The organism is Streptomyces atriruber, from assembly GCF_001418325.1.
Lineage (GTDB): Bacteria > Actinomycetota > Actinomycetes > Streptomycetales > Streptomycetaceae > Streptomyces > Streptomyces atriruber.
Window position 1 is genome coordinate 17,119 of the sequence record NZ_LIPN01000257.1, and the last position, 19,850, is coordinate 36,968.

Below are 19,850 nucleotides of genomic sequence, written 5' to 3' on the forward strand. Positions count from 1 at the left end.
GGTTCTCAGCTGTCGGCCGTCGCCACCTTCAGTCCGAAGCCGATGAGGACCACACCCGTCACGCGGTCCAGGGCCCGACGCACCGCGGGCTTCTCGAAGAAGGCGCGGGCCTTGGACAGCACCATGACGTATCCGCCCAGCCAGACCAGGGTGAGCACCGCGTGGAGGACGACGAGCACGGCCATGCCCAGGTGCGAGGGGAGGGAGTGGGGCGCGAGGGTGGGCAGCAGGCCCGTGTAGAAGACGGCGATCTTCGGGTTGAGTACGTTGCTGACGAGGCCGGTGCGCCACGGATTGCCGCCGACCTTCGCCGCGCCGGGGACGGCGACCGGCCGACCGCCACGGCGGCGGCTCTGCCACAGGGCCTGCGCCCCGAGGAACAGCAGGTAGGCGGCGCCGAGCAGCTTCACCACCGTGTACGCGGTGGCCGAGGCGGCGAGGACGGCGGCAAGACCGGCGACGGTCAGCACGCCCCAGATCAGCAGCCCGGCGGTGATCCCGCCGACCGTGCGCAGCCCGTCGCGCCAGCCGGCCCCGACGGCGCGCTTGGTGACCACGGCCATGTCGGGCCCCGGCACCATCGTGAGCAGGGCGAGCACTCCGGTCGCCGCCATGATTTCCGTGAACATACGAGCAGTCTCGCACCCGGACGGAGGAGCCCCCGCTCACCCCGCTCCCCCGCCGCCCGGGACGTACGTCGCGTCAGGAGAGCGTGTCGACCACGTCCCGCACCTGACCCGCGACGGTCTCCGGCAGCGGGGCGTAGTTCAGCCGGGACAGGTCCTTCTGCCCCACCTTGCTCGCGGTGTAGGTGAGGAACGACTTCAGCGCGGGCAGGGTCGCCTGCTGGTTCCCCTTGTCGCAGACGATCTCGTAGGTGACCTGGACGATCGGGTACGCGCCCGGGGTCGAGGCGTCGTAGCGGAACTTCAGCTTCATGTCGCGGCCCTGGCCCGAGACCCGGGCGGCCGCGATACCGGCCGACGCCGTCGCGGGCGTCGGTGCGACCGCGGCGGGCGCCCCGGTGTCGACGCTCACGGTCTTGATCTGGCGGGCCCGTGCGAAGGACAGCTCGAAGTAGCCGATCGCTCCCACCCCGGAGGTCACTTCCGAGGCGACACCACTGGATCCGCTCGCGGACGCGCCGCCCGTCCCCTGCCAGGCCTTGGCCGGCGGGTGGGTCCAGACCTCGGGGGCCGCGCCCGCCAGATAGGCCTGGAAGTTCTGCGTGGTGCCGGAGTCGTCCGACCGGTGCACGGGGCGGACCGGCATGGACGGCAGGTCGGCGCCGGGGTTGAGCCGCCGGATCTCCGGGTCGTCCCACATGGTGATCTTCCGGTCGAAGATCCTGGCGAGGGTCGAGGCGTCCAGCGTCAGGTCCTCGACGCCGGGCACGTCGTAGCCGATCGCGATGGGGCCGCCGACCATGGGCAGGTCTATGGCCCGCCCGCCCCGGCAGACGTCCTTCGAGCGCTCGACCTCATCGGGCTTGAGCGCACTGTCGGAGCCGCCGAACGTGGTCGCGCCCCGTAGGAACTGCGCGCCGCCCGCCCCGGATCCGATCGGGTTGTACGCGATCCGCACCCCCGGGCAAGCGCTCTGGTAACGCTTGATCCAGTACTTCATCGCGTTCTGCTGCGCACTAGAACCGGTCCCCTGGACCTTGCCCGTGTCGGCGCAGTCGATCCCGGCAACGGCGGCGGCGCCGACGGCTGACCGCGCGCCCCCGCCCTCGTCCCCGTCGTCACCGAGTCCCGCGACACCGCATCCGGTGAGTGACAGCGACAGCAGAGCCGTGAGGGAGACCGCGGCGCGTGCTCCCCCTCCTTGGTGGTGCGTACGTCCTGGACGTGGGTGTTGCAACGTTGTCCCCTCGGTGCCGCGAAGCGGAGCTCGGCCGGACCTCAGATGCTGGCCCATCCACGGTGTCGGCGGGTAACGCCGGAGCGAACATCGGACGACGTCCTGCTGTACGGAGGTGGGGCGGAGGCGGAGGCGGGGGTCCGCCCCCGCCTCATCCCGTGCCGGAGGACGTTCCGGCGTTCGGCGCCGGCTCCGATGCCGTGAGGGCGGACGCCAGTCGCAGCAGCTCAGTGGCGTGCTCCGGCCGGTGCTGGGCCAGTCTGCGCAGCCGCGCCGCACCCGCACCTCGCTGTACTTCGGAACCCTGCTCGGCGGCTTCCGCGATGAGATCAGTGGGAGTCGGGGCATCCTCGTCGCCAGTTGCCGGGGCGAACACCGCGCGTACGGCGAACAGATATGCGGTGACGAAAGGCGTTTCCGTCAGGACCGGGGCCGCGAGGAACAGCGGGACGAGGTCGTCCGGCCGGCCCTCCCCCACGAACGCCATGGCGGTGTCGACCGCCGTCGAGGGGTCGATGATCGCGTCATAGACGTCGGTGGCGGGGAGCCGGCCGAGGAGATCGAGGATGCCGAGGTGTTGGAACGACGTCGGGTCGTCCGACCGTGCACGTGCGGCGAGTACGTCCCGGACCAGAGGATCTTCCGTCAGCTGCCGATGGCTCAGCAGGAATTCCAGGTCTTCCGGCCACGTGGGGGTGGCGAGCCACTGGTCGACCAGACCGGCTCTGGAACTGCTTTCGCCGAGTGCGTCGAGCACCTGCGCCAGACCGTGCTCACGGGCGGCGTCCAGAAGGTCCGCGAGCGCGTCGAGACCGCCGGCTTCCGGGTACAGCATGCGGGCGGCAGCCAGAGCGGCCTGTTCTTCCGGCGCCGAGAGAAGCGGATACGTCTCTCGGAGGAAGGCGTCCCGGTCGGACCAACTCCGCGCGGAGAGCCACTGGTCGAAACGTTCGATGGTCTCGGGCGAGAGCGCGGTGTTCGCCCATGCGGGGAGGTCCGCGAGAACTGAATCCAGGTAGGGGCGCGCCGGTTCGCTCAGGCCCAGCTCCTCGACGACGCTCCGGACGGCGCGGCGGGAGCGCCCGGCCCAGGCGGGTTCGGAGGTCGTATCCGCGCACCGAGCGGCGGCGAGCAGGTCCGATGTCGCTCCCGCGTGATCGTCGTGCAGGTGGAACCATCCTGCACGCGAGGCGAGGAGTTCGGCTTGTGGCCCGGACGGGAACTCCGAGATCACTTGGTCGGATGCGTGCCGCGCTTCGGCGAGACGCTGCTGCCCGTCCTGTTGGTGAAAGAGGTCGTTCAGGGAAAACGCCAGGTCGGAGAGGAAGGCTGCCGGGTTGGTCCGGGCCAGACCGCGACGGATCTCCACTGCCTCGGTGATGGAGGCGAGGGCAGCCTCGTGGTCGGTCGCCTCGTGCTGCTGGGCAGAGAGGTTGGAGAGGGCCTTGGCAAGGTCGGGGAGGAAGGCGCCCGGACTGGTCCGGGCGAGTGTTCGGTACAGGCTGACGGCTTCGCTGATGGCCGCGAGCGCCGCCGCACGGTCTCCGAGGGCGCTCAGCCGCCCCGAGAGGTTGTTGAGGGTGCCCGGAAGGTCGGGGAGGAAGGCGTCCGGATTGGCCCGGGCGAGACCGCGACGAATCTCCACCGCCTCGTTGACGGAGACGAGGGCAGCCTCGTGGTCGCCGACAGCGCTCAAACGGTTGGAGTGGTTACTGAGGGCGGAGGCGAGGTCCGGGAGGAGGCCGACGGGATTCGCCTCGGCGAGGGTGCGGTACAAGGCGACGGCTTCGGTGATCGAAGCGAGCGCCGCATCGCTGTCGCCGACCTCGCTCTGCTGGACCGAAAGGTTGTTGAGCGAACCGGCCAGACCGTCCAGAAACGCGGCGGGGTTGGCCTCGGCGAGGGTGCGACGGATCTCTACCGCCTCGATGATCGAAGCGAGCGCCGCATCGAGGGACCCGGCATCCCCCTGCTGTACCGAGAGGTTGTTGAGGGCCGTGGCAAGGTGGGGAAGGAAGGCGGCCGAGTCGGTCCGGGCGAGGGAGCGGAAGACGTCCGCGGCCTCGGTGGCTGCGGCAAGCGCGGCCTCACGGTCGCCGACCGCGCTCAACCGGCCCGAGAGGTTGCTGAGGGACCCGGCGAGGTCGGGGAGGAAGGCGGCTCGATTCGTTCTCACGAGAGAGCGACGGATCTCGACCGCCTCGATGACGGAGGTGAGGGCAGCCTCGCGGACACCCATTTCGCCCTGCCGGTTGGAGAGGTTGTTGAGCACCATGGCGAGGTCGGGCAGAAACGCGGCGGGTTTCGCCCGAGCGAGGGCTCGATAGAAGGCAACGGCCTCGGTGATCGCAGCGAGCGCCCCCTCACGGTCCCCGGCATCACTCAGCCAATTGGAGAGGTTGCTGAGGGAGCCCGCGAGGTCGGGGAGGAAGGCGCCCGGATTGGCCCGGGCGAGAGGTCGTCGAATCTCCACCGCCTCGGTGATCGAGGCGAGGGCGGCCTCGCAGTCGCCCATGTCACCCTGCTGATTGGAGAGGTTGTTGAGCACCATCGCGAGGTCGGGCAGAAACGCGGCGGGGTTGGCCCGGGCAAGGTCGCGATAGAGGTCGACCGCCTCGGTGATCGAAGCGAGCGCCCGCGCACGGTCCCCGCTGTCGCTCAACCGGTTCGAGAGGTTGTTGAGGGCTCCGGCGAGCCCCGCGGAAAAGACGGCGGGGTCGGACCGGGCAAGGTCGCGATAGAGGTCGACGGACTCGCTGCTCGAAGCAAGGGCTTCGCCGCGTCGGCCCACATCGCTCTGCTGTACCGAGAGGTTGCTCAGGGATCCGGCGAGATCGGGGAGGAAGGCGGCCCGGTTCGTTCCCACGAGAGCACGACGGATCTCGACCGCCTCGATGATGGACTGGAGAGCGGCCTCACGGTCTCCCACCTCGCTCTGCTGGTTGGCGAGGTTGTTGAGAGAGGAGGCGAGGTTGGGCATAAAGGCGGCCGGGTCGGCTTCGGCGAGGGTGCGATAGAGGGTGACGGCTTCGGTGATCGAAACGAGCGCCGCCTCACGGTCTCCGGTGTCACCCTGCTGGTTGGACAGGTTGTTGAGGGACGCGGCCAGGTCGGGGAGGTAAGCAGCGCGCTCCACCTCCACCAGGGCACGACGGATCTCGACGGCCTCGGTGATGGAGGTGAGTGCACCCTGGCGATCGCCGGTCTCGGCAAGCCGATTGGACAGGTTGTTCAGCGAGGTGGCGAGGTTGGGCAGGAAGCCGATGGAGTCGGACTCGGCGAGGGTGCGATAGAGCTCGACTGCCTCCGTCACCGAAGCGAGTGCCGCCGCGCGTTCTCCCGTATCGCTCAACCTGTTGGACTGGTTGCTGAGGGACATGGCGAGGTTGGGAAGGAACGCGGCGGGGTCGGCTTCGGCGAGCGCGCGATAGAGGTCGACGGCTTCGGAGATGGCACGGCGAGCGTCCTCACGTTCCCCCATCTCGCTCAGCCGGACCGACAGGTTGTTCAGCCACGATGCCCGTGCCGCTCGTGCTTCCTCGGACGTGGCATCGGCGCCGTCGGGTTCGGAACACCGGGTGGCGATCAATGCGAGATTGCGCAAGGTGCTGTGCCCGGCCGGGACCGAAGCGGCGAGCCCGGCCAGCGGCAGCGGCGAGTCCTCGACCGCGGCAAGTCTCTCCAGGGCCCCGAGGAAGATGCCTCCCTGCGTCGCCGCCACCGACAGCGCCGGGCGCCACAGGTCGGGAGCCGCGGCCAGTGCGGCCTGTGCGATGCCTGCCGCCGAGGATTCCTCGCCCGACGAGGCGGCGAACCGCGAGATGCTCACGCAGGCGTTCAGCCGCTCGTCCGGGTCCGCCTGCTTCAGGCACCCTTCGAGCAGCACCCGATCGGCCCCGAACACCCTGGCCGCGAGATGCGTGCCGAGCGGGTCCGGGCGCACCGCCAGCGTGCCGTCCTCGGGAGCGGCGGGCAGCAGGTCGGTGAGCAGGGCCGCTATCTCGTCGCGGCGCCCGGCGTCGTCCCCCAGTTCTTTGATCGACTTCAGCGTGTGGTCGAGCCGGTCCTCACGAGGTGCCAGGAGGCTGAGGCAGGCGCCCGCCTCGCGCAGTACCTGTCGCGTCCGCCTCGACGGCTTGCCGATCTGGGTCTTGTACGCCCGTACCCAGTAGCCCAGTTCGTGGTCGAGGACCTTCTCGTACAGCTCGTCCGCCGAACCGGGCACTCCCTCGGTGCCGTCCGCGCGGGCGGCGAGCCAGGCGAGCATGACCAGGTCCAGGGTGGTCCAGCGACCGGAGGCGGGGTCGGGAGGAGGGCTGCTGCCCATGGCCGTGGCCTCCGAGCCCCCGAAGGAGCGCAACGCCGCCCGGTAGACGCCGGTGTGGCGTGGGTGGCGGGCCGCCAGGGCGCTGTCGTGCAGCTCATAGGGGTGGCCGTCCTCCTTGAGCGCGACCGCGATCTCCTCGTCCCACCAGCTGCTGATCGTCCGCGCGGTCAGCAGCAGGCAGGTGGGCGCTTCGCGGTGGCGCAGGGTGCGCAGCACGTTGATGACGTCCGCGGACTTGCGGTCCTCGGCGTAGTCGACGACGACGAGCAGCGGGGAGGCGACGTCGCCGAGCCAGGCCCGGTCCTGGGAGTCGGGTTCGCGGACGAGGAAACCGGCGTACCAGCCGGTGGTGGCGAGGCGGTGGGCGAGCTCCGCGGCCAGGCGGGTCTTGCCCGCGCCGCCGACGCCGTGCAGCAGCACGATCCGCGTACGCGGCCCTCGGGGGTCCGGCGCCTGGAACCAGTCCTGGAGGAAGTCGAGTTCGTCCCGGGGGTGGAAACGGATGGCGTCGTGGCGGGCCCACAGGGAGGGCAGTGGCCTGTTGCTTCCTGCGCCGTTCCCCAATGGTTCGCCCGACGGTTCCCCCTCCGGATCTCCTGTCGACTCCCCCTCAGGATCTCCTGTCGACTCCCCCACCGGCCCTCCCACCGGCTCTCCCACCGGTTCCGGCACCGGAAGGTAGGGCGCCGCCAGGACGTCGGTGCTCGGACGGTAGGGCAGCGGGTGCGGCTCGCAGTGCTCGTATCCCAGACCGACGTCGACCGTCACGCTCCAGCGGTCCGCGGAGGCCTCCCGAAGGAGCGCGGCGCCGTGGGCCACCGACTGGTCCCAGGACTGCTGTTCCCGGCGCCGCGGGTCCGCCGAGTCGACGCGAGAGGCGACGCCGGTGATGTCGACGGCGAGGAACGCGCCGGGCGAGTCCTCGGTCTCGGCGAGCTGGTCGACGAAGTCCGGTGGGAGGGTCTGCCAGTCGGGGTCCTGTTCGTCCCACCGGTAGTCGCGGTGGGCGCGATTGGACCAGTTGCCGTCGAGCCAGACGGCGACCAGCGCATGTGCCGGATCACCCGCCCGGGCACCGGCCAGGACGATGATCAGGGGATGCAGTCCGGCGTCCAGACAGGCTCCGGCGAAGGTGACCGCGAGGTCGAGGCACGTGCCGTGGCGCGGTCGGCCGAGCACCTGGTCCGGCGGCCGGATGGTCTGGCGGCCGGGGTCGCTGGTCGTCGGTTCGTCCGCGTACTGGATGCGCAGCGAGGCGAAGGCCTCGTACAGAGCACGGGCGCGGGATGCCCGCGGCCCCTCCCCGGGCGCGGGCATCCCGGTGCCGAGCAGGTCGGCCGGCGCTCCGCGCGCGCTGTCGCCCCGGTGCCCGCGCTGGACGTACTCGATCAGGGTCCTGGGATCGCCGCCCGCCCACCGGCGCCACGCCGCGCTCACCGGTCCGCTCCCCATCGCTCGACGTCGACCACGCCCACGACGTCCCCGGCCCGCAGGCGGTCCACCGCCGGTACTCCGGTGGCCGCGACCTCCACCGTGTAGCTCCCGCGACCCGGCGGCAGGAGTTCCGTCAGCCACCGGTCGTCACCGGACCTGTCGCACGGCAGCCAGGACGCGCCCGGCCCGCCGCCGCCCTCGCCCGCACGCTCCCCGCCGTCACGCGCGCGGAGCCGAACCCGTACCTGCGTCCGCTCGTCCGCCCGCACGCCGTGCAGGGTCACGCCGACCGGGATCGGGGTGCCGACGGGAGCGGTGTCCTCCAGGTCGAGGCCGAGCCAAGGGTGTTCCGGTACGTCGCCTCGTACCGCTCCGAGGGCTTCTCCCGCGTACTCGCCCAGTACGTCGACGACCGCGGACGAGGAGGCCAGCGCCATGTGGCGCTCCGTGACCGCCCGGCGGGCACGCATGTCCTGCTGTTCGATGGGGATGGCCGAGATCGCCGGAACCGTGCCGTCACCGAGCCAGTCGCGGTTGGGCAGCCAGTCGGGTGCCCCCTTCGTCACCGAGAGCCCGGACGGCAGGAGCACGGCCTGCTGCAGCGTGGCGTGCCCCCTGCCGAACAGCGCGGTCACCTCAGGGGAGTCGGGCCTGCCGGGCAGCTCGTTCCAGGCCGCCTCGATGTCCTGGTGCACCCCGAAGGCGGCCTTCGCCCGCGCCACGAACGCCGCGTCGACCGGGCCGCCCTCCACCAGCTCATGGGGCCTGAGCGGTGCCGCGCCGTCCGGTCGCCCCACCGCCGGGTAGCGCGGCAGGAGTTCGTACGCCGAGGGCCACTGACGCAGCACTTCGGAGAGTCCGGCCAACCGCTTGGGTCCCACCTTCACGCCGTTCGTCAGGACCCCCAGCGCTTTGGGGGCACCGCGGTGCGGGGTACCGAGGGTGATCAGTGCCGCGCAGTCCGCCGCGCCGCCCAGGGGTCCCAGCCAGTACCGCGCCACCAGGCCGCCCATGGAGTGCGCGACCACGATCACGCGCCTGCGCCGCGCTCCCGCGTGCTCACCTCCCAGCCGCGCCGACACGTCGGCGGCGAGCCGCTCGGCCGCGTGCTGGATGCTGTGCCGGAAGTCGTACGGGAAGAGGACCACGTCCGCGCGGTCGTCCCGGTCGTGTCCGGGACGGGCCACGTCGACCTGCACGTGGTCGAAGCGGTTGCGGATCTTGCGCACCAGGCCGTCGTAGCCGGGCACGACGAAGGGGCCGATCAGCGTGATGTCCGGCATCAGGCCGACGGGAACCAGGTCCGGATGCGCGTCCAGGCCCAGCCGGTGCGGCCGGGTGGCCGCCGCGACGAAGCGTCGGCGGTGCTCGTCCCACCGCTTGGCCCGGTCGGGTGTCTGCAGCACGCTGCCCCCGATACCGGGCACCACGACGACCAGATGCTTGAGTCGCGTCACGGCGCCTCCCCCGTTCCCACTGGCCGCCTTCAGGTGTGGAGGCACTCCCAGGGCAGCAACGGTAGGCCCGTACGGGCGGCTACGCTAGGTAATCGGGCGACAAGTGCCCTTGATCTCACGGGACTTCTGGATTTGACAGCCCAAAACGGATCGGGCGCGCGGCGATCCGTCATCGCGTGCTGCCCGCACCCGAGGTGGTCCACGTAACCGCACGTGACCGCACGCGTCGGCGAAGCGCCTGCCCGATATGAGGCTGTCGCCACTGCCGATGGCGCCGTCCCCACTGGTGGCATGGGTCTTTACCGGCCACCCGACCGCCACGGGGCGTACCGCAGGCCACACTTGTCACCTCGTTCACGTCACGGAAGGACCCGACCCCACATGGCCGACCCCAGCCATCTGCCGGACCGACGCAGAGTGCTCGCCTATCTCCTCGCCGCCCCGACCCTCGCCGTGGGCGTGCGGCTGGGGGCCGACGGGCTGGCCGGACCGCCCGCCGAGGCGGTCGAGGCCGCGGGTACCGCGGAGGCGGTCGTACCGTCGCTTCCGCAGCCCGAGAACCTCTTCGACCTCGGCGATCTGCAGAACCTGGTGGCCGCCCCGACCGCCGGAATGATCACGGTCCAGGTGCACACGGACGGCACCGCCTCGTTCGCGGTGCCCCGTGCCGAGGTGGGCCAGGGCATGACCACCGCCATCGCGATGATGATCGCCGAGGAGATGGACCTGCCCCTGGAGAAGGTGCGGGTCGCCCTCGCCGACGCGCGGCCCGAGCTGCTGATGAACCAGTTCACCGGCGGCTCCAACTCCATGCGCAGCATGTATCTGCCGGTACGCACCGCGGCGGCCGTCGCCCGGCACCGGCTCGTGGCGACCGCGGCCGCCCAGTGGGGAGTCGCGGCCGCCGAACTCACCACGAAGGACGGGGTGATCAGGCACGGGTCGACGCGCAGCGCCACCTACGGCTCCCTCGCCGAGAAGGCCGCGAGCACCAAGGTCCGTACGGCGTCCGCGCCCCTCAAGTCCCGGGACGACTTCACGGTCCTCGGCACGCCGCGCAACCGCATCGACGCGCTGGAGATCGTCACCGGACGCAAGAAGTTCGGCATGGACCACGACGTGCCCGACGCCAAGCCGACCATGGTGCGCAGGCCGCCGACCATCAACGGGACGGTGGAGGCGGTGCACAACGCCGACGCGGTCCTGCGCATGCCCGGCATCACCGATGTCGCCACGGTCGAGCACGGGGTGGCCGTGCGCGGCGCGACGTTCGGCCAGTGCATCGACGCGCTGCGGGCCCTGGAGGTGACCTGGGGGCGGGGCACCGTGGACGGGGAGTCGGACGACACCGTCCTGCGCAAGATCAAGGCGGCCGCGCTGCCGATGATCGTGCCGCCCCTGCTCACCAAGAAGATCGACGCCGAGTTCACCTTCGCGTTCGCCAGCAACAGCCCGCTGGAGCCGGACAACGCGATCGCCGACGTCCGTGCCGACCGCGCCGAGATCTGGGCGAGCCTCAAGGTGCCGATCGTGGCGCAGCAGGACATCGCGGCGCGCCTGGGGCTGCCGCAGAAGGCGGTCACCGTGCACGTGGTGGAGGGCGGCGGGTCCTTCGGGCGGCACCTCTTCCACGACGTGGCCGCCGAGGCCGCGGAGATCTCCCGGAAGATGGGCAAGCCGGTCAAGCTGTCCTGGTCCCGCACGGACAACTTCCGGCAGGGCCGCACGCATCCGATGTGCGTCTCCCGCGTGCGCGCGACGTACGCCCTCGGCAGCGTGCTCAGCTACGAGCAGCGGCACACCGGCTCGCAGACCGACTTCGGTCACGGTCTGGGCGAGATGATCACGTCGGCGGCGGCGAAGCTGCCCGTCGCGGGCAATCTGACGTTCGCCGAGACGATCTTCCAGCTGACGCAGTCCACGCCGTACCACTTCGGCGCCACCACCCAGCTCCTCAACGAGGTGCCGCTGAAGTTCAACACCGGGAGCATGCGCAACATCTACTCCCCCAATGTGGCCTGTGCCCGCGAGCTGGTCGTCGACCGGCTCGCCGCGAAGATGGGCAAGGACCCGGTGGAGTTCCGGCGCACCTTCGTCAAGGACGAGCGGCTGCGCGCCGTCCTGGACCGGGCGGCCGAGGAGGGCGACTGGGGCAGGAAGCTGCCCGCGGGGATGGCGCAGGGCATCGGCCTGCACGCGGAGTACCGGGGCGCGGTCGCCACGCTCGTCGAGATCGACTGCCGGCCCGAGACCGTCAACCGGAAGATCCGGGACGCGGTGACCGGGCCGCGCGTCACCAAGGCACTGATCGTCGTCGACGCGGGGTTCGCCATCAACCCCCGTGGGCTCGAGGCCCAGATGATGGGCGGCTTCAACGACGCGCTCGCCATGGCCCTCACCTCCAGCCTGCACATCGAGGACGGTCTGCCGCTGGAGGGCAGTTGGGACAACTACTTCTACACACGGCAGTGGAACACCCCGCTGGAACTGCGCGTCGTCGTCATGCCCGGCACGGGCGACAAACCCGCGGGGGCGGGCGAGCTGGGCGTGGCGCCCGCGTTCGCCGCCATCGCCTGCGCGTACGCGCGCGCGACGGACACGCTGCCCACGAGCTTCCCGATCAACCACGGCACGATCGGCTTCGACCCGCTGCCCCGCGAACCCTCCACGCCCCAGTCCCCCACCGACGGTCTCGACCGCGCCTTCTGAGGAGCCCTGATCCCCTCCATGGCAAGCCACACCTTCAAGCTCAACGGCGAGCAGATCACCGTCGAGGCCGAGGACGACGTACGCCTTCTGTGGGTGCTCCGCGACCTGCTGGGCGTCACCGGACCCAAGTACGGCTGCGGCCTCGGCGTCTGTCAGGCCTGCACCTCGCACATCAACGGCAAGGCCTTCAACCCGTGTTCGGTCCCCGTCTCCAAGGTCGCGCCGGACGACGAGATCACCACGATCGAGGGCCTGCCCGCCACCGTCGGCAAGGACCTCCATCCGATGCAGGAGGCCTGGCTGGACCTCGACGTCGCGCAGTGCGGCTACTGCCAGCCCGGCCAGATCATGACCGCCGTCGCCAAGGTCCGCCAGGCCGCCGCCGAGGGCCGCGAGATCGAGGACCGCGACCTCGACGAGATCCGCAACATCTGCCGCTGCGGCACGTACAACCGCATCCGCGACGCGATCAGGGCGGGTGCGAAGAAGATGTGACCCCCCGGCGGGCCGCGCCCCGGGGGGCGGACGTCACAGCGGCCCGCCTCCGAGGAGCTGGCCGCCGTCCACGACGAGGGTCTCCCCCGTGATCCAGCGGGCGCCGTCCCCGGCGAGGAACGCCACGGCCTCCCCCAGGTCCTCCGGTTCGCCGATGCGGCCCAGCGGGGTGGCCGCGGCGACCCGCGCCTCGTTCTCCTCCCACAGCGCCTCGGCGAGCTTGGTGCGGACCACTCCGGGGGCGATGGCGTTCACGCGGACCGCAGGGGCCAGTTCCAGGGCGAGTTGCTTGGTGAGATGGATGAGCGCGGCCTTGGAGACGTGGTAGATACCGACGTCCTCGGCGACCGAAAGGCCGCCGATGGAGGCGGTGTTGACGACGGAGCCGCCGTGCTCGCCCATCCATGCCTGCACCGCGAGCGACGTCCACAGGATGGGCGCCCAGAGGTTGACGTCCATCGTCTTGGCGAAGCGCCCGTGGTCCTGGTCGATGACCGGGCCGTACGCGGGGTTCGTACCGGCGTTGTTGACGAGGATGTCGAGGCTGCCGTACGTCGCGACGGTGTGGTCGACGCAGGCGCGCGCGGCCTCCTCGTCGGTGGCGTGGGCCCCGAACCCGCTCACCCCGACGCCCAGTTGGGCTGCTGCCTCCTTGGCGCGTTCCTCGCTGCGCGAGGTGACCACGACCTGGGCGCCGCGGTCGCGCAGTGCTGCGGCCGCCGCGAGTCCGATGCCCCGCGAGGCGCCGGTGACGACGGCGACCTTCCCTGCCAGGGAGTCCTTGGCGCCCGGCGTACTCATCGGCCGCTCCGCTCGTTCTCGCGGCGACGCAGCTCCCGCAGCGCGATCGCACGCTTGTGCACCTCGTCGGGACCGTCCGCGAGCCGCAGAGTGCGCAGATGTGCGTACATGCTGGCGAGCGGGAAGTCGTCGCTGACACCCCCGCCACCGTGCACCTGGATCGCCCGGTCGACGACCTTGAGGGCGACCTCGGGCGCGGCGACCTTGATGGCGGCGATCTCCGTGCGGGCTTCCTTGTTGCCGACGGTGTCCATCAGGTAAGCGGCCCTGAGGGTCAGCAGACGTGCCATGTCGATCTCGACGCGGGACTCGGCGATCCAGTCCTGGATGTTCGCCCGGTCGGCGAGCGGCGCACCGAACGTCGTGCGCGACGTGGCGCGGTCGATCATCAGGTCCAGGGCGCGCTCCGCCATGCCGATCGTGCGCATGCAGTGGTGGATGCGGCCGGGGCCGAGCCGCGCCTGGCTGATCATGAAGCCGTCGCCCTCGCCCGCGAGCAGGGCGGTGGCGGGGACGCGTACGTCCTCGAAGAGCACCTCCGCGTGGCCCTCGCGGTCCTGGTAGCCGAAGACCGGGAGGTTGCGCAGAACCGTGACGCCGGGGGTGTCGAGCGGGACGACCATCATGCTCTGCTGGCGGTGGCTCGGCCCTTCCGGGTCGGTCTTGCCCATGACGATGAGCACCCGGCAGTTCTTGTGCAGGGCGTTGGAGGTCCACCATTTGCGGCCGTTGAGGACGTAGTCGTCGCCGTCGCGGACCATCCGCATCTCGATGTTGCGGGCGTCGGAGCTGGCGACGGCGGGCTCGGTCATGGCGAACGCGGAGGCGATCTCGCCGGCGAGCAGCGGCTTCAGCCACTTCTCCTTGTGCTCGTCGGTGCCGAAGAGCGTGAGGACCTCCATGTTGCCGGTGTCCGGCGCGTTGCAGTTGGTGGCCTCGGGGGCGAGGTGCGCGCTGCGGCCCATGATCTCGGCGAGCGTCGCGTACTCCAGGTTGGTCAGGCCGGGGCCCCACTCCGGGTGGGGGTGGAAGAGGTTCCACAGGCCCTGCTTCCTGGCCTCGGCCTTGAGCTCCTCTAGGACCGGCGGGTGGCAGTGCGGGTCGCCCGACTCCGCCATCTGGGCGTCGTACACCGCCTCGGCCGGATAGACGTGCTCGTCCATGAAGGCGAGCAGCCGTTCCTGGTACTCCTTGGCCCTGTCGGTCACGTCGAACACGGGTCGTCCTCCAACGGTCTTGGATCCGGTGGTGCCGGAGCCGGAAATCTTGGGGCCGGAAGTCTTGGGTCCGGAAGTCTTGCGTTCGGCTTGTCCGGCAATCCTGGTCCGGAGCCGGGTCCGGGCCCGGGGCTCGCCCTCTGGATACACCGCCGGGCCGTCGGCCCGCATCAGGCTCCGGTGGCCGGTGCGAGCAACCCGGTCAGCTGCGCCGCCGTCGTGGGCGCGTCGCGGTGCACGACTCCGGCGATGCCGACCCGCTCCGCCGCCACGATGTTCTGCGGCAGGTCGTCCACCATCACGGTGTCCTCGGGCCGTACGCCGAGACGCTCGCACGCGACCGCGTACGCACGGCGCGACGGCTTGCGCACCCCGATCTCCCCGGACACCGTCACGGCGTCGAACATCGCGGGCAGGTCGAAGCCGTCGTAGCAGTGGTCGCCGAGGGAGTTGGAGAGCAGTCCCACGCGGTGCCCGTCGGCCCTCACCTTCGCCACCAGGGCGATCATGCCGGGGTCCGGGTGCAGCCGGGACTGGATGCGGCGCACCAGGCCCGACCCATCCGCCGCCGCCCCATGGGCCCGCAGCCGCGCCGCGAAACCGTTCTCGAACTCCCGCTCGCCGATGCGGCCCTCCTCGTGCGCCACGAGCAGCCTGCGGCTCTCCTCGTCCCGGGAGAGGAGCCGGAGCAACAGCCGCGGATCGTCGGCCAGTTCCGTGCCGAGATCCTCGAAGGCGGCGACGACGCTGGTGGTCAGGACCCCGCCGAAGTCGAACAGGACCGCACTACGCGGCTGCTCGGCACTCCCCACATCACTCATCGCACCGCACCTTCGCTCGTCTCGGGTCCCGTCAACGTATTTGAATCCGGGTTCAAGTTCAAGGGTCGAGAGACCGTCGGCGCATCTCGCCGCAGCAGCCGAAGCTCCCGGGGGGGCCTCGGACACCCCGGGCACCCTGTACATTCGAATCCAACTTCAAGTTCAATGTTGTGAACGCGGCACCGAACGGCGCGAGTCGGTCGCGCGGCCACCTGCGGACCACGGAGGTTCTGCACATGTCGACACACATCACCCTCGCCGAGTGGGAGAGCGTCGCGACGCGCGAGGTCGCCTCGGGCGACATCACGCTCCGCGTCTTCGACCACGGGGACGAGCGGCCGGGCAGGCCGCCGGTGGTCCTGTGCCACGGCTTTCCCGAGCTGGCGTTCTCCTGGCGCCACCAGCTCTTCGCGCTGGCGCGGGCGGGGTACCGCGTCCTCGTCCCCGACATGCGTGGATTCGGCGGGAGTTCACGCCCGGCCGACTCCGACGCGTACGACATCCTCACGCTCTGCGGCGACCTGACCGCGATCCTCGACGACGTCGGCGCGGACGACGCCGTCTTCGTGGGGCACGACTGGGGCGCCGCCGTGGTGTGGCAGCTGGCGCTGGCCCACCCGGAGCGGGTGCGCGCGGTGGCCGGGATGAGCGTGCCGGTGGCGCGGCGGGCCCCGGCGCCCCCGATCCCGATCCTGCGCAAGCGCCTCGGCGACGACTTCTACATGGTGTGGTTCCAGGAGCCCGGAGTCGCGGACGCGGCCCTCGGCCGGGACGTGCGCAGGACGCTCGTCGCGAAGGAGATCTGGTCCGCTCGGTGGGCCGGGCGGAACGACGAGCCGTCATCGCCCCCGCCGTGGCTCGACGACGAGGAACTGTCCTACTACGTGGATGCGTTCGAGCGGACCGGATTCACCGGCGGACTCAACTACTACCGGAACCTCGACCGCAACTGGGAGCTCACCGAGCACCTGGCCGACCGCCGCATCACGCAGCCCTCGCTGTTCATCACCGGGTCCAAGGATCCCGTCGGGCAGTTCATGCCGACGAAGGACCACGACCTGATGCTGACCGACCAGCGGGGGCACCTCGTGGTCGACGGCGCGGGCCACTGGATCCAGCAGCAGCGGCCCGACGACGTGAACGCCGCTCTCCTGGAGTTCCTCTCCACGGTCGGCTGATAACATCCGCTGCCACCGATACGTACAGGTTCGACCGACAGTGAATGGATCGCAGTGGCTGCCCAGGCCCCGGCCGCAGACGGCGGCCAGAAGCAACCGATCACGCCCCGCAGCGCCCGCGGCGTCAGGACGCGCAACGCACTGATCGCCGCCGCGCGCGAGGTGTTCGAGCGCGACGGATATCTGGACGCCCGCATCACGGACATCTCCAAGGCGGCGCACGTCGCCTCCGGGTCGTTCTACACGTACTTCAACAGCAAGGAAGAGATCTTCCAGGCGCTGGTCGAGCAGGTGCAGGAGGAGATGCTCCACCCGCACCTGCGCGAGCGCACCGGCATCACCGACCCCCGCGAGCTCATCGACGCGTCGAACCGCGAGTACCTGCGGGCGTACAAGAAGAACGCCCGCCTCATGGCTCTGTTCGAGCAAGTCGCCCAGGTGGACGAGCAGTTCATGGCGCTGCGCATCGAGCGCGGCAACGCGTTCGCCCGGCGCAACGCCAAGCTGATCCGGACCCTGCAGGAGAACGGCCAGGCCGACACGAGCCTGGATCCGCTGATCACCGCGCACGCCCTGTCCGTCATGGTGAGCCGCATGGCCTACATGGTGTTCGTGCTCGGGCAGCGCATCCCGTACGAGCGGCTCGTCACGACGCTCAACACGATCTGGGAGAACGGGCTGCGGCTGCGGGACCCCGCGCCCGAGGCCTGAGCACGACGGCTCCCCGCAGCTCGGTCCACGGCTCCCCGGGCGCTCCGCTACCAGCCGCGCGCCGACTCCAGCAGGTGGTCCCTGACCAGGGCGACGTGCGGGTTGTCCGAAGAGCCGGGCCGCTGGACGAGGTAGCCGGTGTTGATGGGCGGGTCGTCCGGGTCGTTGAGCAGGAGCAGCGCGCCCGACGCCAGCTCGTCGAGACACAGGTAGCGGGGCAGCACGCTGAATCCCGCGCCGCCCACGACTGCGGCCTTGACCGCGCGCAGATCGGGCATGGTGACGGCGGGCTTGCAGACCAGGCGCTTGCCGAAGACGTGGCGCCAGTAGCGGCGGACGATGGGCAGGTCCTCGGCGTACGCCACCAGTGGGATGCCGTGCAGCGCCGCGGGGCCGTCGGCGGCGAGCCGCGCAGGACCGCCGATCCGCTCCGCCCAGGCCGCCGTCGTGACCAGGACGAACTCCTCGTCGGCCAGGGGCACCGCGGCCAGCGCCCGGCCGCGGGGACGGGCCGTGGCGATCAGCAGGTCGTGCCGGCCCGCGCGCATCTCCTCCAGGAGGTCATCCGTCAGGCCGGTCGCGACCCGCAGCACCACGCCCTTCTCCACCAGCGGAGCGACGCGGGGCAGCACGCAGTGGGAGAGGAGCTCCGCAGGGCCCGCCACGTGGACCGGCTCGGCGGAACTGTCACCGCCGTGGCCCGCGGCCTCCGCGAGGGCGTCCAGGGGCTCCACGATCCGGGACGCCAGCTCGTCGGCGAAGGGCGCGGGGGCCGCGCCGCGCGGCAGCCGCTCGAACAGCTCCCGGTCGAGCCTGCGCTCCAGGGAGCGGATCTGCGCGGTGACCGTGGGCTGCGACAGGCCCAGGAGGCGGGCGGCCGCGGTGAAGGATCCGGAGCGGTAGACCGCGAGGAAGGTGCGGAGCTGGTTGAGGTCGAGCGAGGCGGCACCGCCCGCGCCGCCCCAGCCGTGCGCATCGCCGAGCACCTCCTTCGAGCCGCCGTCGGCGTCGGTGTCCGCGTCGGCGTTCCCATCGGCGTCCCTATGTCCCATGACCGGGAGCCTAAAGGGTGCCGATGGAGCGGGCGACCACGGCACCTCGGGACCACGGCCCCTCAGTCCAGCAGCGGGCGCACCCGATCCGTGGCGAAGCGGATGAACCCCTCCGGGTCCGGTTCGTCCGTGGTGGGCTGCAGGACGACCGTGTCGGCCCCCGCCTCGGCGAGCCGCCCGACGGCCTTCGCCACGTCCTCGGCGTCCCCTGCGACTCCGAGCCCGGCGACGTCTTCCTTGCCCTCGCTCCGGAGCTCGGCCCGCAGCCGGGCCTCCGCGTCGGGGCCGGTCGCGGCGAGCAGGTAGACCACCACGGGGTGGGCGCCCTCGCGCCGGGCCGACTCCCGCCCCTCGTCGATGAGTTGACGGGCGCGGCGCACACCGTCCGGTCCGGTGCTCGCGTCCAGGATGGTGCCGTCCGCGGACTCTCCGGTGAGCCGCAGCGACCGCGGCCCCCGCGCGCCCGCGTACACCGCGGGGGCCGAGGCGGGCGGCCAGTCGAGCGCGACGCCGTCGAGCCGGACGTACCGCCCCCGCGTCGTGACGCGCTCGCCCGCCAGCAGGGCCCGCATCGCGTCGAGATGCTCGCGCAGGAGGGTGAGCGGCGACTCCGCCCGCGCTCCCACCTGCCCCATCCAGTCCTGCACGCCGTGCCCGACGCCGAGCATGACGCGGTCCGGGAACAGCCGGTGCAGCGTGGCCGCCTCCATGGTGGCGAGGGCGACGTTCCGCAGCGGCACGGGCAGCAGCCCGACCCCCACGCGCAGCCGCTCGGACCATGCGAGGGCGGCGGCCGCGGCCGCGATGCCGCTCTCCAGGAAGCAGTCCTCCCAGAGCCACAGCTCTTCGAGTCCCGCGTCGTCGGCCGTGCGCACCATCGCACGCAGGCGCTCGGGGGGAAGTTGGGGACGGAACACCACGCCGAGAGTCGTCATGGCGTCTTCCTATCCCGCCCGTGGACCGCGATCAACAGGGAATCCAGGTCCCGGTCCAGGTAAGGGTTGTGATGTACAAGACCCTTACTCAAGGGTGATCGTCATGAACCAGCCCACCGGACAACCCACCATGCTCCGCACCGGCGTTCGCCGGGCGGTGGAGGCCGACCTGCCCGAGCTCGTACGCCTGCGGGCGCTGCTCTTCGAGACCCTCGGCGGGGAGTACTTCAACCCCGCACCGGTCCAGCCGGTCCAGCCGGACCGGAACGACTGGCGCCACAACCTGACCGCCGTGCTGAAGGAACAGCTGACGGCGGACACCGCCCGCATCCTCGTCGTGGACGCCGAACACGGACTCGCAGCCTGCGGCATCGGCACCGTCGAACAGTGGTTCCCCGGTCCGCACAACCTCACCGGCCGGGTCGGCCACGTCATCGGTGTGGTCACCGACCCCGCGCACCGGCGCCGCGGCCACAGCCGGGCGATCATGCGGGCGCTGCTCGACTGGTTCCGCGCGCAGGACGCCTCCCGGGTCGACCTGTACGCATCCACCCAGGGCGAACCGCTCTACCGGGACCTGGGCTTCGTCGACCACCCCGATCCCGCGCTCTACTGGCGCCCAGCACATCGGTGAGCTCTGCGGGCCGAGTCGGCCATAAGGATTCCGGGCACCGCCCCTCCGCAGCATCATGGGAGAAGGCGAAACGGGGGTGCCGTCATGGCTGTTCGCTCCGGTTCAGGCGCCGATGGGTTGCCGGTCTGGGTGTTTTCCGTCATCGGTTTCGTGCTGGTGGTGGGGCTGTTCTTCGGGATACGGGGAGTCGCGTCGCACGACGGCGGGGCGCGTGGG

14 protein-coding genes are annotated in these 19,850 nt (G+C 71.2%); 5 read left to right on the forward strand and 9 right to left on the reverse strand.

The features are described from left to right. Positions 1–5 precede the first annotated feature (5 nt). The 4 genes from AOK03_RS25340 to AOK03_RS25355 form a co-directional block, all read right to left on the reverse strand. Entirely contained in the window at positions 6–629 is a 624-nt protein-coding gene (locus tag AOK03_RS25340; RefSeq protein ID WP_055567646.1) for a LysE family translocator, read from the reverse strand. A gap of 73 nt (positions 630–702) precedes the next feature. Continuing rightward, positions 703–1,863, reverse strand: a complete 1,161-nt coding sequence (pstS, locus tag AOK03_RS25345; protein ID WP_279616333.1) for a phosphate ABC transporter substrate-binding protein PstS — start codon at positions 1,861–1,863, stop codon at positions 703–705. A 151-nt stretch (positions 1,864–2,014) separates the two neighbouring features. After that, positions 2,015–7,627 (reverse strand): ATP-binding protein, encoded by a 5,613-nt coding sequence (locus AOK03_RS25350; protein ID WP_055567647.1) that lies wholly within the window; start codon positions 7,625–7,627, stop codon positions 2,015–2,017. Further along, on the reverse strand, positions 7,624–9,081 hold the full coding sequence (locus AOK03_RS25355) for a lipase/acyltransferase domain-containing protein (RefSeq protein ID WP_055567648.1): 1,458 nt from the start codon (positions 9,079–9,081) through the stop codon (positions 7,624–7,626). Before AOK03_RS25355 ends, AOK03_RS25350 begins: the two co-directional genes overlap by 4 nt. A gap of 381 nt (positions 9,082–9,462) precedes the next feature. Between AOK03_RS25355 and AOK03_RS25360 the strand changes: the two genes are divergently transcribed. Further along, entirely contained in the window at positions 9,463–11,790 is a 2,328-nt protein-coding gene (locus AOK03_RS25360; protein ID WP_055567649.1) for a molybdopterin cofactor-binding domain-containing protein, read from the forward strand. Positions 11,791–11,808: 18 nt separating this feature from the next. Continuing rightward, positions 11,809–12,285, forward strand: a complete 477-nt coding sequence (locus AOK03_RS25365) for a (2Fe-2S)-binding protein (protein ID WP_055567650.1) — start codon at positions 11,809–11,811, stop codon at positions 12,283–12,285. Positions 12,286–12,318: 33 nt separating this feature from the next. Here the strand turns inward: AOK03_RS25365 and AOK03_RS25370 are convergent, their stop codons facing one another. The 3 genes from AOK03_RS25370 to AOK03_RS25380 form a co-directional block, all read right to left on the reverse strand. Continuing rightward, the gene (locus tag AOK03_RS25370) at positions 12,319–13,086 is read right to left on the reverse strand and encodes an SDR family oxidoreductase (RefSeq protein WP_055567651.1); all 768 of its coding nucleotides are present in this window, start codon (positions 13,084–13,086) and stop codon (positions 12,319–12,321) included. Next, positions 13,083–14,303 carry an acyl-CoA dehydrogenase family protein gene (locus tag AOK03_RS25375; protein ID WP_055567652.1) on the reverse strand — a complete coding sequence of 407 codons (1,221 nt, stop codon included), beginning with the start codon at positions 14,301–14,303 and terminating at the stop codon, positions 13,083–13,085. The genes AOK03_RS25370 and AOK03_RS25375 overlap by 4 nt, the downstream gene beginning before the upstream one ends. Positions 14,304–14,473: 170 nt before the next feature. Continuing rightward, positions 14,474–15,124, reverse strand: a complete 651-nt coding sequence (locus AOK03_RS25380) for an HAD family hydrolase (RefSeq protein ID WP_055567653.1) — start codon at positions 15,122–15,124, stop codon at positions 14,474–14,476. A 236-nt stretch (positions 15,125–15,360) separates the two neighbouring features. Here AOK03_RS25380 and AOK03_RS25385 point away from each other — a divergent pair, with 236 nt between their 5' ends. Together AOK03_RS25385 and AOK03_RS25390 are read left to right on the forward strand one after the other, a co-directional pair. Next, a complete protein-coding gene (locus tag AOK03_RS25385; protein ID WP_055567654.1) occupies positions 15,361–16,302 on the forward strand; it encodes an alpha/beta fold hydrolase in 942 nt (313 codons plus the stop codon). A gap of 54 nt (positions 16,303–16,356) precedes the next feature. After that, positions 16,357–17,013: a TetR/AcrR family transcriptional regulator gene (locus AOK03_RS25390; RefSeq protein ID WP_079074952.1), complete on the forward strand. Its 657-nt coding sequence runs from the start codon at positions 16,357–16,359 to the stop codon at positions 17,011–17,013. A gap of 47 nt (positions 17,014–17,060) precedes the next feature. On the opposite strand, the gene AOK03_RS25395 is transcribed toward AOK03_RS25390, so the two are convergent. Together AOK03_RS25395 and AOK03_RS25400 are read right to left on the reverse strand one after the other, a co-directional pair. Beyond that, positions 17,061–18,065 (reverse strand): LysR family transcriptional regulator, encoded by a 1,005-nt coding sequence (locus AOK03_RS25395; RefSeq protein WP_079074953.1) that lies wholly within the window; start codon positions 18,063–18,065, stop codon positions 17,061–17,063. Between the two features lie 62 nt (positions 18,066–18,127). Then, the gene (locus AOK03_RS25400) at positions 18,128–19,000 is read right to left on the reverse strand and encodes an LLM class flavin-dependent oxidoreductase (RefSeq protein ID WP_055567655.1); all 873 of its coding nucleotides are present in this window, start codon (positions 18,998–19,000) and stop codon (positions 18,128–18,130) included. A gap of 103 nt (positions 19,001–19,103) precedes the next feature. Between AOK03_RS25400 and AOK03_RS25405 the strand changes: the two genes are divergently transcribed. Beyond that, positions 19,104–19,634: a GNAT family N-acetyltransferase gene (locus AOK03_RS25405; RefSeq protein ID WP_244177739.1), complete on the forward strand. Its 531-nt coding sequence runs from the start codon at positions 19,104–19,106 to the stop codon at positions 19,632–19,634. Positions 19,635–19,850: the final 216 nt, after the last annotated feature.